Origin of the sequence: Paraburkholderia phenazinium (genome assembly GCF_900141745.1) — a bacterium.
Lineage (GTDB): Bacteria > Pseudomonadota > Gammaproteobacteria > Burkholderiales > Burkholderiaceae > Paraburkholderia > Paraburkholderia phenazinium_B.
This window is the reverse complement of sequence record NZ_FSRM01000002.1, coordinates 262,398-277,070: the sequence shown is the minus strand read 5'-3', so window position 1 is coordinate 277,070 and position 14,673 is coordinate 262,398. Positions and strand designations below refer to the sequence as shown.

Annotated in this window: 7 protein-coding genes, 2 tRNA genes and 2 rRNA genes; 8 read left to right on the top strand and 3 right to left on the bottom strand. The window is 57.8% G+C overall.

From position 1 onward, the window contains the following. Positions 1 to 21: 21 nt before the first annotated feature. Complete coding sequence (locus tag BUS06_RS21340; protein ID WP_074266432.1) at positions 22 to 1,407, top strand: FAD-binding oxidoreductase; 1,386 nt, start codon at positions 22 to 24, stop codon at positions 1,405 to 1,407. A 52-nt stretch (positions 1,408 to 1,459) separates the two neighbouring features. Here BUS06_RS21340 and BUS06_RS21335 read toward each other — a convergent pair whose 3' ends face one another. Continuing rightward, positions 1,460 to 3,130: a glycoside hydrolase family 13 protein gene (locus BUS06_RS21335; protein WP_074266431.1), complete on the bottom strand. Its 1,671-nt coding sequence runs from the start codon at positions 3,128 to 3,130 to the stop codon at positions 1,460 to 1,462. Positions 3,131 to 3,330: 200 nt separating this feature from the next. Beyond that, positions 3,331 to 3,597, bottom strand: a complete 267-nt coding sequence (locus BUS06_RS21330; protein WP_074266430.1) for a DUF4148 domain-containing protein — start codon at positions 3,595 to 3,597, stop codon at positions 3,331 to 3,333. Between the two features lie 258 nt (positions 3,598 to 3,855). On the opposite strand from BUS06_RS21330, the gene BUS06_RS21325 reads away from it, so the two are divergent. From BUS06_RS21325 to BUS06_RS21315, 3 genes are read left to right on the top strand one after another with little or no spacing between them, the layout of a single operon-like run. After that, positions 3,856 to 4,533, top strand: a complete 678-nt coding sequence (locus BUS06_RS21325; RefSeq protein WP_074266429.1) for a response regulator transcription factor — start codon at positions 3,856 to 3,858, stop codon at positions 4,531 to 4,533. A gap of 9 nt (positions 4,534 to 4,542) precedes the next feature. Further along, on the top strand, positions 4,543 to 5,904 hold the full coding sequence (locus BUS06_RS21320; protein WP_074266428.1) for a sensor histidine kinase: 1,362 nt from the start codon (positions 4,543 to 4,545) through the stop codon (positions 5,902 to 5,904). 12 nt (positions 5,905 to 5,916) lie between these two features. Further along, positions 5,917 to 6,666, top strand: coding sequence for a response regulator transcription factor (locus BUS06_RS21315; RefSeq protein ID WP_074266427.1), 750 nt, complete (start codon positions 5,917 to 5,919; stop codon positions 6,664 to 6,666). 106 nt (positions 6,667 to 6,772) lie between these two features. Here the strand turns inward: BUS06_RS21315 and rpoD are convergent, their stop codons facing one another. Continuing rightward, positions 6,773 to 8,758 carry an RNA polymerase sigma factor RpoD gene (rpoD, locus tag BUS06_RS21310; protein WP_074266426.1) on the bottom strand — a complete coding sequence of 662 codons (1,986 nt, stop codon included), beginning with the start codon at positions 8,756 to 8,758 and terminating at the stop codon, positions 6,773 to 6,775. A gap of 773 nt (positions 8,759 to 9,531) precedes the next feature. Between rpoD and BUS06_RS21305 the strand changes: the two genes are divergently transcribed. The 4 genes from BUS06_RS21305 to BUS06_RS21290 all read left to right on the top strand — a co-directional run bounded on the left by BUS06_RS21305 (position 9,532) and on the right by BUS06_RS21290 (position 14,580). Next, positions 9,532 to 11,062 (top strand): 16S ribosomal RNA (locus BUS06_RS21305). An 80-nt stretch (positions 11,063 to 11,142) separates the two neighbouring features. Next, a tRNA-Ile gene (locus tag BUS06_RS21300) sits at positions 11,143 to 11,219 on the top strand. Between the two features lie 84 nt (positions 11,220 to 11,303). After that, a tRNA-Ala gene (locus BUS06_RS21295) sits at positions 11,304 to 11,379 on the top strand. A 319-nt stretch (positions 11,380 to 11,698) separates the two neighbouring features. After that, positions 11,699 to 14,580: ribosomal RNA gene (locus BUS06_RS21290) — 23S ribosomal RNA — on the top strand. Together the 16S and 23S rRNA genes with 2 tRNA genes alongside form the textbook arrangement of a ribosomal RNA operon. The last annotated feature ends 93 nt before the right edge of the window (positions 14,581 to 14,673 follow it).

Sequence of the window (14,673 nt, the reverse complement as noted above, 5' to 3'; positions counted from 1 at the left end):
ATTCCTTTAAAAGAGACAGTCATGCAAGGCGATGTTGTGAAGGCGTTGCTTGAGGCGCTAGGTGCAGACGTGGTGACGTTGCCGGAGCAGTTCGGTTCGCGTCAGGTGGTGGATTGGAGCGGGTTGCCGGGCAAGACGCCGCGCGCTCTCGTCCGGCCGCGCAATACGGACGAAGTCGCAACGGCGATGAGGATCTGCAACGAATATCGCCAGCCTGTCGTTACGCAAGGCGGACTGACTGGGCTCGTTGGCGGTGCGAATGTGCTCGATGCCGAACTGGCGCTGAGTCTTGACCGGATGAACCACATCGTCGAAATCGATCGTGTTTCAGGCACGATGACGGTCGAAGCCGGAACGCCGTTGCAGGTCGTGCAGGAGGCCGCACTCGACGCGGATCTTTACTTCCCACTCGATCTGGGCGCGCGCGGCAGTTGCACGATTGGCGGTAATCTCGCAACGAACGCAGGCGGTAACCGCGTCATCAAATACGGAATGATGCGAGACCAGGTGCTTGGCGTCGAAGCAGTGCTGGCGAGCGGCGAAGTGGTAGGCGCGCTGCACAAGATGATCAAGAACAATAGCGGCTACGACCTGCGGAATCTGCTGATCGGCAGCGAGGGTACCCTCGGTGTCATCACGAGTGCGGTGCTGCGTTTGAGGCCGCGGCCTCGAGCGGTTGCGACTGCATGGTGCGCGCTGCCGTCATACAGTGCGGTGACGAAGTTGCTCGAAGAAGCCCAGGCCGGGCTCGCGGCTGGCGTTTCCGCCTTTGAGGTGATGTGGGCCGGTTACTACGACGCGGTGCTTGCGAATCTGCCTGAACTTCGTGCGCCTGTGGCGGAGCGCTATCCGTTTTACGTGTTGCTCGAAAGCGTAGGCGGTGATCCGGTGCGGCATGCGCAAGCGTTTGAGGAATTTCTCGGCCGTATGTTGGAGGCGGAGATAGTCAGTGATGCGGCGTTAGCTGTCTCGGAGTCGGATGCGCTTGCGTTCTGGGCGATCCGCGATGCGCCGGGCGAGTATCCGAAGTTCATTCCAGATCACGCTGCGTTCGACGTGAGCTTCTCGATCAGCAATGTCGGCGATGTCGCCCAGCGATGCGACGTCCGTTTGCGTGAGCGCTGGCCGCAGGCCGTGGTGATGATTTACGGTCACCTTGGCGACGGCAACATCCATATCGTTGTGGATGTGCCGGGAGCAGGCAAGACTTTGCATGGCGAGATCGACGACGTGATTTACGATGTCACGCGCGAATTCCACGGATCGGTTTCCGCCGAGCACGGCATTGGCACCAAGAAGAAAGCGTATCTTGAGTTCACGCGCAGCGATGCGGATGTTGCCGCGATGCGTGCCGTGAAAGCCGCGCTCGATCCGAATGGGATCTTGAATCCGGGGAAGATATTTTAGGGCGGCCACCTCTCCGATGGAGTAGGTGGCCTCTTGGTCTTTAACGTTAGTCTCAGCGCAAAGCCAGCCACGCCGCCGCGTTACCAGGCAAGCGTCCCGATGCGTCTCGCTGTTCGCTCGATAGCAGCAGCCTACCGGGCGGCAGTGTGACGGGGCGCATTCCCAGATTGATCACCGTGCATAGCGTGCCGTTGTCAAAGCTCAGCACATCTGACGAATCGCCGGACTGCCAGCGCAACTGGCCATTGCCGAGCTTGTAGTCATGCCGCAATTGAAGAAGTTGTCGATACAGTTCCAGCGTCGAACCGTACACGCCTTCCTGGCGATCCACCGCATAGCGCGCGAAATTTTCCGGCTGCGGCAACCAGCTTTTCTCGCTCGGACCGAAGCCGAAGGACGGTGCGTCCGCTAGCCAGGGCAGCGGCACCCGGCAGCCGTCGCGTCCGATTTCTTCGCCATTGGTGCGGAAAAAGGCGGGGTCTTGCCGATAATGCGCTTCGAGCGTGGTGTGCTCGGGCAAACCCAGTTCCTCGCCCTGATAGATGTATGCCGATCCCGGCAGCGCAAGCGTGAGGAAGGCGGCGGCACGCGCGCGGCGCAATCCCAACGCTTCGTCTGGCTGCTCGCCGTCCGCAGCGATGCCTTTAGGTCGAGCCCCCGGTTTGCTCAAGCCATAGCGCGACGTATGACGCACGGAGTCGTGGTTGGACATCACCCAGGTCGTGGGCGCGCCGACTGCTGCTGAGGCAGCCAGCGAACTGTCGACGACAGCCTTGATTTCAGCCGCATCCCAGTGCGTCAGCAGATAGTCGAAATTGAAGGCCTGTTGCATTTCATCGGGACGAATGTAGCGGGTAAGCCGGGCCTGCGGCGCGATCCATGCCTCCGCCACCATCATGCGCTCGCCGGGGTAGCTGTCCAGCAGGCGGCGCCAGCTCCGGTAAATCTCGTGCACGTCCTCCTGATCCCACATGGGGCCTGGATTGTCGTCTCCGCCCTCGGTGCCCTCCACCATTGCGGCCTGACCGGCCCAGTCGGGCAGCCCAGGCGCCTTGACGAGGCCGTGGGCGACGTCGACGCGGAAGCCATCCACGCCACGGTCTAGCCAAAACTTCAGTACATCTTCGAACTCCGAACGAACGTCGGGGTGGTCCCAGTTCAGATCTGGCTGCCTGCGGTCGAACAGGTGCAGATACCACTGCGAGTCGCCCGGCGCACGCGACCATGCGTTACCGCCAAACACGCTTTGCCAGTTATTCGGCGGCAAATTGCCGTGCGCGCCTTTGCCGTCGCGAAACAGGTAACGCGCGCGCTCGGCGCTGCCTGGCGGCGATTGCAGCGCGGCCTGAAACCATGCGTGTTCGTCGGACGTGTGATTGGGCACCAGATCGACGATCACCCTCATGCCCAGCGCGTGCGCCTGCTCGAGCATTCGGTCAAAGTCGTCCAGTGTGCCGAATAACGGATCGACGACGCGATAGTCGGCGACGTCGTAGCCGGCATCCGCTTGCGGCGAGAGATAAAACGGCGACAGCCAGATAGCGTCGATACCAAGACGCCCGAGGTAGGGCAGTTTTGCCGTGATACCGGGCAGATCGCCGATACCGTCGCCGTCCGAGTCTGCGAAAGAACGGGGATAAATCTGATATATCACCGCGCTGCGCCACCATTCTAGGTTGGTGCAGGCTGCGGGGGTGGTGAAGTCTTTCGTGCGCATATTCATGTTGCGTCCCTCTTGTGAGTCTGCCCGGAGAGAGCCTCTGGTAAAGCCCCGGATTGGCAGGATGACAAGGTGCCAGGTGCACGACGGCATCACGACGTCGTAACCGCTAACGGTGAACCCCCGACGTAGAGCCGGCATGCACTGCATGCCGGCGCGCAACCGTGATTATGCGGCCTCGAAGGCAGATAGCGCGCGAGCGCTTACCTGACGAAGTTCGCATAGGCGGGGTCCACGCGTGCTTCCTTGACACGCTGCGCCGCGACTTCTGCCCGATCCTCGGGAGGTGACGGATAGGACGTCTTCTCGTCGGCGGCGGTCGTGCCGTTCAAGAATGCTTGGTACAACTGCGCCTTCACTTGTTCCCGTGTCAAACCCTGCGAAGGGACTTGAGCGGGAGAGGCATGGGCAGCAGCGGCAAGCAGGGAAAGCGTACCGGTAAGCAACAGCGTGGCGAGTGTGCGTTTCATGAGTGGCAACCTTGGGAGGGGAGTGAATGGTTCCGCACCGCGAGACAGGCGCTTTGTTGCCCTCTGCGCGCGGTGCATTCACATCTTCGCAACGTGATTGCGGATGCTCGCTTGGCAAAGATTAAGGTTTGTTTAACGAGTGATGGGGTCGCATTGAATGCGTACCTAAAGGAACTTTCATGTTGCACTGCAGCGCATTTGAGATACTGCGGGTTCGCTTTCCTGGCGCCGGCTTCCATAACGCCGGCCACGCAGACCATGGCAAAAATCTTGACGATTGAAGACGATCGCATTGTCGGGCGCGACATCGTAGATACGTTGTGCGACGCCGGTTTCGAGGTGGAGTGGGTTTTGAGCGGACAGGACGGCATCGCGCGTGCGGTGCACGACGAGTTCGATGTCATTACGCTCGACCGCGTGCTGCCCGGCATCGATGGGCTGACGATTCTCAAGACAATCCGCGGCGTGGGCATCGAAACGCCGGTCTTGATGATCAGCGCGTTGTCCGATGTCGACGAGCGGGTGCGCGGACTGCTCGCAGGCGGTGACGATTACATTCCCAAGCCGTTTTCCGCGGAAGAGATGAAGGCGCGTATCGAAGTGCTGCTACGCAGGCGCGGACGTCGGCAGCAAGCTGCGTCCACGGTGCTGCGCGTCGACGATCTCGAGATCGATCTGATTGCCCGCACGGCGACGCGTGGCGAGCATGTGGTCGCGCTACCGCCGGTGGAATTCAAACTGCTTGAATACTTCGCGCGCAACTCCGGGCAGATCCTGACCCGCACGATGATCTTTCAGTCTGTGTGGGACATGCATTTCGATCCGGGCACCAATCTGATTGAGGTGTACGTTGGGTTGCTGCGGCGGAAGATCGATCTCGCAGGCATGCGTCCGTTGTTGAAGACCGTGCGTGGATCGGGTTACATGCTGGGCTAGGCCATGACAATGAGCTTGTGGCGTAGCACGATATTCCGTTTGCTGATGATCTACGCGCTGGTGTTTGCCGGCTCCGTGTTGGGACTCGTATGGGTTAACTACTGTAGCTCTGCGAACTACACGGCGACCCAGGCCGATTACAACATCAACTGGCAATTCCAGTACTTCGCGGCATTGCCTCGCAATCTCATGCTCGAGCAGATCGATGCGCGTATCAGGACGACGATCCGCCGGCCGGTTAACTACTACGGTGTGTTCGCGCCGGATGGCCAGTATCTCAAGGGCGATATCGCCGTGCGGCCGGCCGCTGTCGAGCCCAACGGAGATGGCGTCTGGTTCAGGCCGCAGCTGACATCGCTAAAAATCGAGCGGCCACAATACATGCGGACCAAGGCCACGCGGCTTGCCGATGGCGATGTGCTGGTGATTGCCCGTGACGTGGACGAAATGACGCGTTTGCGCGATTACATGCTGGGCGGCATCGCATGGAGCGGCGCGATTGCGTTGCTGGGTGGCCTCGGTTTCGGTGTTCTGTGTTCTGCTGTGCAACTGCGGCGTATCAAGGAGATGCGCCGTCTCGCGAATCTGATCGCGCAAGGTAACCTGAATACGCGCTTGCCGGAGCGTGGCGGCGATGAACTCGCATGGTTGTCGCAGATCGTCAATCATATGCTCGACGAAATATCGCGTTTGATGAACGAGGTCAAAAGCGCATGCGATGGTATTGCTCACGATTTGCGTACACCGCTCATTCATATCCGGTCGCTGCTTGCACGTATCGAGCCTACAGCGCTCAGGGATGCCGATGCGCAGCGTGTGCAGCTAGCCGCGCAAGAAACGGACGAAGTGCTCAAGCGCTTCGCCGCGATACTGCGTATTTCGGAGATCGAAGCATTGCATCGTCGCGCAGAGTTCAGCGATACGGATATGTGTGCCTTGTGCCAGCAGATAGGCGAGCTTTATGCGCCTGTTGCCGCTGCGAGAAGCGTCGAATTGAAACTCGATTTGCAACCCGTGCTTCATGTGCGCGCCGATTATCCGTTGATGTACGAAGCGTTGGTGAACATTGTCGATAACGCGATCAAGTTTGCGCCAGAAGATGGGACAGTGGTGATCGCGGTGTCGCAATGCGCGGAAGGGCCGCGTATCACGGTGCGCGATGACGGCCCCGGGATTCGGCGCGAAGAAAAGCTCGCGGTGCTGCAGCGTTTCTATCGCAGCGAGCGCACGCGCGACACGCCGGGCTCCGGGCTGGGTCTTTCGGTTGTGCAGGCGGTCGCTCGTCTGCATGATTTCAGGCTGGCGCTCGAGGATGCCAATCCGGGCACGTGTGTCGCGCTCGATTGCTGGCCCGAGCGGCGCGGCCTATGAGCGGGGGATGTCATGCGCATCTTGTGTGTGGGAAGCGGGGCACGTGCCGAGTATCTGGCCGCCGCGCTGATCGAAGCGAATCACAGTGTTTCGAGCGTGGAACGCGTTGTCGATGCGGCTTATCTGGTGGCAGTCGAGCATATTGATGCGGCGATCGTGCTCTGCGCGGGAGAAGCTACGGACGCAGCACGCGCGATGGTGGCGCGGCCGGTCCATACCGTGCTGGTGATCATCGATGCGCCAGGCAATCAGGATGCGCGGATTGAGGCGTTGTATGCGGGCGCAGACGCGTGTTTTACTGGGGACTATGAGTACGCTGAACTGGAGGCGCGATTGCATGCCCTTTGGCGTGATGGTGCACAAGTGGATGCGGACATGCTTGTACCGGTCGCATCATCGTCGTCTTTGGCTGGCGGTCCGGTGCTTTCTCGCACCAAGCGCAGCCTGATCGGCGCGGATGGCACTGAATTGCCTTTGACGCGGCGCGAGTACCTGTTGATGGAATGCCTGCTGCGCAATGCCGGCAGCGTCGTGCAGCGCGATGAACTGATCGGTTACGTGTTCGGCGATGCGGAGGCAGATGGCGTTTCACTGCAGCGCCTCGTGTCGGCGTTACGGCGCAGGATAGTGGAGTCCGCATGGGGCTTGCGCCTCGTTACGATGCCGCGGGTGGGGTATCGCGTAGTCCTCGATATGCAAGATGCTTCCGAGCCGTACTCGGGCGATTCACGTAAGCGCACTGCCGTGGAGAATTCTCCATGACGGACCGAGGAGCGGATTTGCGCACCCGTCTCTTTGATCGATCTGCCGAGTGCATAGAAAAAGGGCTCTGGTTTCAACAACCAGAGCCCTTTTTAAACTTGCCGATTTACCGGTCGAGGAACGATTTCAGTCGATCCGCGCGGCTAGGATGCATCAGCTTGCGCATCGCCTTGCTTTCGATCTGGCGGATCCGTTCGCGCGTGACGTCGAACTGCTTGCCGACCTCTTCCAGCGTATGGTCCGACTTCGTGTCGATACCGTAGCGCATGCGCAGCACCTTCGCCTCACGCGGCGAGAGCGAATCAAGCGCGTCGTCGATCGCGATCCGCAAGTCGGCCTGCACCGCTGCTTCCGCCGGCGACGTGGCCGAGGAATCTTCGATCATGTCGCCCAGCGTTGCATCGCCGTCTTCGCCCATCGGCGTTTCCATCGAAACCGGCTGACGGGCAATCTTCAGGATGCTGCGGACCTTTTCTTCCGACAGATCCATCCGCGCAGCCAGCACGGAAGGATGCGCTTCCTGGCCGGTCTGTTGCAGAATCTCGCGCGAGATGCGGTTCAGCTTGTTGATCGTCTCGATCATGTGCACCGGCACGCGAATCGTGCGAGCCTGATCGGCCAGCGAACGCGTCACAGCCTGACGCACCCACCACGTGGCGTACGTGGAGAATTTCCAGCCACGGCGATATTCGAACTTGTCCACGGCCTTCATCAGCCCGATGTTGCCTTCCTGAATCAGATCCAGGAACTGCATGCCGCGGTTGACGTACTTCTTCGCGATCGAAATCACGAGACGCAGATTCGCCTCGATCATCTCGCCTTTCGCCTTGCGCATCTTCGATTCGGCAGCAACCATCTTCCGGTTGATGTCCTTCAGTTGCTTCAGCGGCAGGGCGACGGCGGCTTCGATGGCGATCAGCTTCTGCTGTTCGGCCTGAATGGCCGGCAGATTACGCTCGAGTGCGGCACCGAATTCCTTCGACTTGGCGGCCATGCGCATCGTCCAGCCCAGATCGGTTTCGTGACCGGGGAACGAATCGATGAACAGCTCGCGCGGCATTCCGCTCTTTTCGAGCACGATTTGCTGCACGCGCCGCTCGATCGCACGGACCTGCGTGACCTGATGGTGCACGTCGCCGCAGAGGCGGTCGATCGTGCGCGCCGTGAAGCGCAGCGCCGCGAGTTCCTGCTGGATGTCCTGGCGCGCGCGCAGATGCGCTTCCGAGGAACTACCCTCTTTCTCGTGGAGCGTGCCCACTTCGTCGAAACGGGTACGCACGCGGTCGAAGATCTCGAGGCAGTCGGCCGTCAGCTTCTTCAGACGTGCTTCGTCTACCGCGCTCGAGTCTGCGGCGATGTCGTCGTCGCCGTCGGCTTCGTCGCTGTCTGCTGAGTCGGTGTCGAGATCCGCTGCGGCTTCGACGCTGTCATCCGCCACTTCTTCGGCGTTGATGTTTTCGTTCAGACCGTCGACGAGCTCGTCGATGCGCAACTCACCGGCCGCGACCTGATCCGCGCTGGCCAGAATGGCCGACACCGCCGACGGGCACGCGGCGATCGCCTGCACCATCTCATGCAGGCCATCTTCGATACGCTTGGCAATGGCGATTTCGCCGGCGCGGGTCAGCAGTTCCGTTGCACCCATTTCGCGCATATACATACGCACGGGGTCGGTGGTGCGGCCAAACTCGGAGTCCACCGTCGACAGCGCGACTTCAGCTTCTTCGTCGGCCTGGTCGTCCGTGACCACCGGCGAGTTGGCGTTCAGCAGCAGCGCTTCAGCGTCGGGTGCGGTCTCGTAGACGGCCACACCCATGTCGTTGAAGGTGGCGACGATGGTTTCCATCGCCGCGGTTTGCGCGAAGTTGTCGGGCAGGTGGTCGTTGATCTGCGCGTGCGTCAGGTAGCCGCGCTCCTTGCCCAGCTGGATCAGGGCGCGCATCTGGCGTTGCTGTTCTTCGACTTGCTGCGACGTTTCGGCAGCAACCGGGATCGCTTTACCCGCGCCCTTGCCTTTGGCGGTTCGTCCGGCAGGGGCCTTGATTGAGTATCCGGCGTTGTCTCCGGAATCATCCCGATCGAAAGGGTTCAATGTCTTCTCCTCGAAGGCTTCGCTATGAGGCGCAAGACGCGTCGCTCAGGCGTTTCGGCTAGGCCGCAACATCACCTGAGTGATACATGCGGCTGGTTTGTCTATGCTCGCAAAGAGCGAAAAGATTGGCCCGCTCGAAGCGGGCCCATAGAGACGCGCGAAATTCGCGCGGCCAACGATTATATACGAACTAGAGGGCGAACTCCTCTCTTTCGTGAGATATATGTTGAAAATGGTCAAGTGGTGTGTGCCCTGGGGGGGCAGATCACCATGATGACGAATCCCCGCGCGTGACGACGTTCCTTGCGTTGCCCTCCATATGTAGGGGCGACCTCGCGGCAAACAAGATGTTGTTGCGAGATACGGGAGGAACGCGCTGCGCGCTTGCGACGTGGGGCGCAATACATGCGCGATCGTCGTCTTCATCAGCGCAGCGGAGGTCATGAACGTTGACTTCGATGTGCTCGCAAACTTTTTTCGTGGATGGGGTTGACGGCCCCGGAACCGCATCGCATAATTCGCCTCCCGTTTGATGACGGACGCGAAGAAAGCAGAGCTTCTGAGCGAGAGTTCTTTAAAAATTAACAGCCGATAAGTGTGGGCGCTTGATGGCGACGCGGCGGTGGACCTTTCGGGGTTTGCCGCGAAAGCGAAAGTATCAAGTCTCACACAGTAATGAAAGGAAGGTTTTTTCATCGCAAGATGATTGAACAATTCGTCAGTACGTTGAGTGAGCGACCTATTCGGAAGAATAGAAAACAGTAACAGGAATTGAACTGAAGAGTTTGATCCTGGCTCAGATTGAACGCTGGCGGCATGCCTTACACATGCAAGTCGAACGGCAGCACGGGAGCAATCCTGGTGGCGAGTGGCGAACGGGTGAGTAATACATCGGAACGTGTCCTGTAGTGGGGGATAGCCCGGCGAAAGCCGGATTAATACCGCATACGCTCTACGGAGGAAAGGGGGGGATCTTAGGACCTCTCGCTACAGGGGCGGCCGATGGCAGATTAGCTAGTTGGTGGGGTAAAGGCCTACCAAGGCGACGATCTGTAGCTGGTCTGAGAGGACGACCAGCCACACTGGGACTGAGACACGGCCCAGACTCCTACGGGAGGCAGCAGTGGGGAATTTTGGACAATGGGGGCAACCCTGATCCAGCAATGCCGCGTGTGTGAAGAAGGCCTTCGGGTTGTAAAGCACTTTTGTCCGGAAAGAAATCCTTTGGGCTAATACCCTGAGGGGATGACGGTACCGGAAGAATAAGCACCGGCTAACTACGTGCCAGCAGCCGCGGTAATACGTAGGGTGCAAGCGTTAATCGGAATTACTGGGCGTAAAGCGTGCGCAGGCGGTCCGCTAAGACAGATGTGAAATCCCCGGGCTTAACCTGGGAACTGCATTTGTGACTGGCGGGCTAGAGTATGGCAGAGGGGGGTAGAATTCCACGTGTAGCAGTGAAATGCGTAGAGATGTGGAGGAATACCGATGGCGAAGGCAGCCCCCTGGGCCAATACTGACGCTCATGCACGAAAGCGTGGGGAGCAAACAGGATTAGATACCCTGGTAGTCCACGCCCTAAACGATGTCAACTAGTTGTCGGGTCTTCATTGACTTGGTAACGTAGCTAACGCGTGAAGTTGACCGCCTGGGGAGTACGGTCGCAAGATTAAAACTCAAAGGAATTGACGGGGACCCGCACAAGCGGTGGATGATGTGGATTAATTCGATGCAACGCGAAAAACCTTACCTACCCTTGACATGGTCGGAACCCTGCTGAAAGGTGGGGGTGCTCGAAAGAGAACCGATACACAGGTGCTGCATGGCTGTCGTCAGCTCGTGTCGTGAGATGTTGGGTTAAGTCCCGCAACGAGCGCAACCCTTGTCCCTAGTTGCTACGCAAGAGCACTCTAGGGAGACTGCCGGTGACAAACCGGAGGAAGGTGGGGATGACGTCAAGTCCTCATGGCCCTTATGGGTAGGGCTTCACACGTCATACAATGGTCGGAACAGAGGGTCGCCAACCCGCGAGGGGGAGCCAATCCCAGAAAACCGATCGTAGTCCGGATCGCACTCTGCAACTCGAGTGCGTGAAGCTGGAATCGCTAGTAATCGCGGATCAGCATGCCGCGGTGAATACGTTCCCGGGTCTTGTACACACCGCCCGTCACACCATGGGAGTGGGTTTTACCAGAAGTGGCTAGTCTAACCGCAAGGAGGACGGTCACCACGGTAGGATTCATGACTGGGGTGAAGTCGTAACAAGGTAGCCGTATCGGAAGGTGCGGCTGGATCACCTCCTTTCTCGAGCTAAAACGTGTCAAACGTTGAGCGCTCACGCTTATCGGCTGTGAAACTGAAGACAGATACGCAGACAGACTCAGGGGTCTGTAGCTCAGTCGGTTAGAGCACCGTCTTGATAAGGCGGGGGTCGATGGTTCGAATCCATCCAGACCCACCACTGTTTCTGCGGTGGCTGCGCTGACCGGTAGACCCCGGGGTATGAGATACAGGTAGAGGTAATCTGTGTTGTCTGTGCATGACTGGGGGATTAGCTCAGCTGGGAGAGCACCTGCTTTGCAAGCAGGGGGTCGTCGGTTCGATCCCGTCATCCTCCACCAATCTTCAATGCAGAAAGTCTGGTTCGGTGAACCGGGCGTTATGCATTGGCGATTGAGCCAGTCAGAGTGATACGCAATCAGAGATTGCGATATCGGCTGTCGTTCTTTAACAATCAGGAAGAAGTAGTAAAGAGATTCACGAAAGATCACTTAGAGATGGGTGATTGAGTAGGTGAATCAGGGTTGTGATTGTATCAATGTATTTTTAAGTGATCGAAAGATTGCTTTGGAATACGGCGCAACACGAATACTCAACCTGTAGCGTGTGTGGCAAGCGTGTCATTCCCAGTGGGTGACACATGAGACACACCCGTTATAGGGTCAAGCGAACAAGTGCATGTGGTGGATGCCTTGGCGATCACAGGCGATGAAGGACGCGGTAGCCTGCGAAAAGCTACGGGGAGCTGGCAAACGAGCTTTGATCCGTAGATGTCCGAATGGGGAAACCCACTCCGTATGGAGTATCCGCAGCTGAATACATAGGCTGTGCGAAGCGAACGCGGCGAACTGAAACATCTAAGTAGCCGCAGGAAAAGAAATCAACCGAGATTCCCAGAGTAGTGGCGAGCGAAATGGGACCAGCCTGTACTCTTTATCTTCATTGTTAGTCGAAGGCTCTGGAAAGTGCCGCCATAGCAGGTGATAGCCCTGTAGACGAAAACAGCGAGGAAGAACTAGGTGTACGACAAGTAGGGCGGGACACGTGAAATCCTGTCTGAAGATGGGGGGACCATCCTCCAAGGCTAAATACTCGTGATCGACCGATAGTGAACCAGTACCGTGAGGGAAAGGCGAAAAGAACCCCGGGAGGGGAGTGAAACAGATCCTGAAACCGCATGCATACAAACAGTCGGAGCCTTTGAAAGAGGGTGACGGCGTACCTTTTGTATAATGGGTCAGCGACTTACATTCAGTGGCAAGCTTAACCGATTAGGGCAGGCGTAGCGAAAGCGAGTCCGAACAGGGCGATTCAGTCGCTGGGTGTAGACCCGAAACCAGGTGATCTATCCATGGCCAGGATGAAGGTGCGGTAACACGTACTGGAGGTCCGAACCCACTAACGTTGAAAAGTTAGGGGATGAGCTGTGGATAGGGGTGAAAGGCTAAACAAACCTGGAAATAGCTGGTTCTCTCCGAAAACTATTTAGGTAGTGCCTCGTGTATCACCTTCGGGGGTAGAGCACTGTCATGGTTGAAGGGTCCATTGCGGATTACTTCGCCATAGCAAACTCCGAATACCGAAGAGTGCAATCACGGGAGACAGACATCGGGTGCTAACGTCCGGTGTCAAGAGGGAAACAACCCAGACCGCCAGCTAAGGTCCCCAAATATTGCTAAGTGGGAAACGAAGTGGGAAGGCTAAAACAGTCAGGAGGTTGGCTTAGAAGCAGCCATCCTTTAAAGAAAGCGTAATAGCTCACTGATCGAGTCGTCCTGCGCGGAAGATGTAACGGGGCTAAGCAATATACCGAAGCTGCGGATGCATATTTATATGCATGGTAGGAGAGCGTTCCGTAAGCCTGCGAAGGTGCATTGAAAAGTGTGCTGGAGGTATCGGAAGTGCGAATGCTGACATGAGTAGCGATAAAGGGGGTGAAAGGCCCCCTCGCCGTAAGCCCAAGGTTTCCTACGCAACGTTCATCGGCGTAGGGTGAGTCGGCCCCTAAGGCGAGGCAGAAATGCGTAGCTGATGGGAAGCAGGTTAATATTCCTGCACCATTGTTAGATGCGATGGGGGGACGGATCGCGGAAGGTTGTCCGGGTGTTGGAAGTCCCGGTCCTTGCATTGGAGAAGGCGCTTTGGCAAATCCGGGCGCGGAATTCAAGGGTGCGAGGCCATTCACTTCGGTGAAGAAGCAATCGGAAGTGGTTCCAGGAAAAGCCTCTAAGCTTCAGTCTAACAAGACCGTACCGCAAACCGACACAGGTGGGCGAGATGAGTATTCTAAGGCGCTTGAGAGAACTCGGGAGAAGGAACTCGGCAAATTGGTACCGTAACTTCGGGATAAGGTACGCCCCTGTAGCTTGATGCCCCTGCGGGCAAAGGGTGAAGGGGTTGCAATAAACTGGTGGCTGCGACTGTTTAATAAAAACACAGCACTCTGCAAACACGAAAGTGGACGTATAGGGTGTGACGCCTGCCCGGTGCCGGAAGATTAAATGATGGGGTGCAAGCTCTTGATTGAAGTCCCGGTAAACGGCGGCCGTAACTATAACGGTCCTAAGGTAGCGAAATTCCTTGTCGGGTAAGTTCCGACCTGCACGAATGGCGTAACGATGGCCACACTGTCTCCTCCCGAGACTCAGCGAAGTTGAAGTGTTTGTGATGATGCAATCTCCCCGCGGCTAGACGGAAAGACCCCATGAACCTTTACTGTAGCTTTGCATTGGACTTTGAACCGGTCTGTGTAGGATAGGTGGGAGGCTGTGAAGCGTGGACGCCAGTCTGCGTGGAGCCAACCTTGAAATACCACCCTGGTCTGTTTGAGGTTCTAACCTTGACCCGTTATCCGGGTCGGGGACAGTGCATGGTAGGCAGTTTGACTGGGGCGGTCTCCTCCCAAAGTGTAACGGAGGAGTACGAAGGTACGCTAGGTACGGTCGGAAATCGTGCTGATAGTGCAATGGCATAAGCGTGCTTAACTGCGAGACCGACAAGTCGAGCAGGTGCGAAAGCAGGTCATAGTGATCCGGTGGTTCTGTATGGAAGGGCCATCGCTCAACGGATAAAAGGTACTCTGGGGATAACAGGCTGATACCGCCCAAGAGTTCATATCGACGGCGGTGTTTGGCACCTCGATGTCGGCTCATCTCATCCTGGGGCTGTAGCCGGTCCCAAGGGTATGGCTGTTCGCCATTTAAAGAGGTACGTGAGCTGGGTTTAAAACGTCGTGAGACAGTTTGGTCCCTATCTGCCGTGGGCGCTGGATATTTGAAGGGGGCTGCTCCTAGTACGAGAGGACCGGAGTGGACGAACCTCTGGTGTACCGGTTGTCACGCCAGTGGCATCGCCGGGTAGCTATGTTCGGAAGAGATAACCGCTGAAAGCATCTAAGCGGGAAACTCGCCTTAAGATGAGATATCCCCGGGGCTTCGAGCCCCTTGAAGGGTCGTTCAAGACCAGGACGTTGATAGGTCAGGTGTGGAAGCGCAGTAATGCGTTAAGCTAACTGATACTAATTGCCCGTAAGGCTTGATCCTATAACAGGTGTGTCTCGACCCGGGTTGGCGCTTTAGCGCCTACCCGGGTCCGATCCCCGAAGGGGATGCGTGTGAACCCCCAGACGGGGGTAG

Excerpts from the sequence above, each read along its gene's own strand:
- BUS06_RS21340 (WP_074266432.1), top strand. The coding sequence starts at position 22 with ATGCAAGGCGATGTTGTGAAGGCGTTGCTTGAGGCGCTAGGTGCAGAC.
- BUS06_RS21335 (WP_074266431.1), bottom strand. The coding sequence starts at position 3,130 with ATGAATATGCGCACGAAAGACTTCACCACCCCCGCAGCCTGCACCAAC.
- BUS06_RS21330 (WP_074266430.1), bottom strand. The coding sequence starts at position 3,597 with ATGAAACGCACACTCGCCACGCTGTTGCTTACCGGTACGCTTTCCCTG.
- BUS06_RS21325 (WP_074266429.1), top strand. The coding sequence starts at position 3,856 with ATGGCAAAAATCTTGACGATTGAAGACGATCGCATTGTCGGGCGCGAC.
- BUS06_RS21320 (WP_074266428.1), top strand. The coding sequence starts at position 4,543 with ATGAGCTTGTGGCGTAGCACGATATTCCGTTTGCTGATGATCTACGCG.
- BUS06_RS21315 (WP_074266427.1), top strand. The coding sequence starts at position 5,917 with ATGCGCATCTTGTGTGTGGGAAGCGGGGCACGTGCCGAGTATCTGGCC.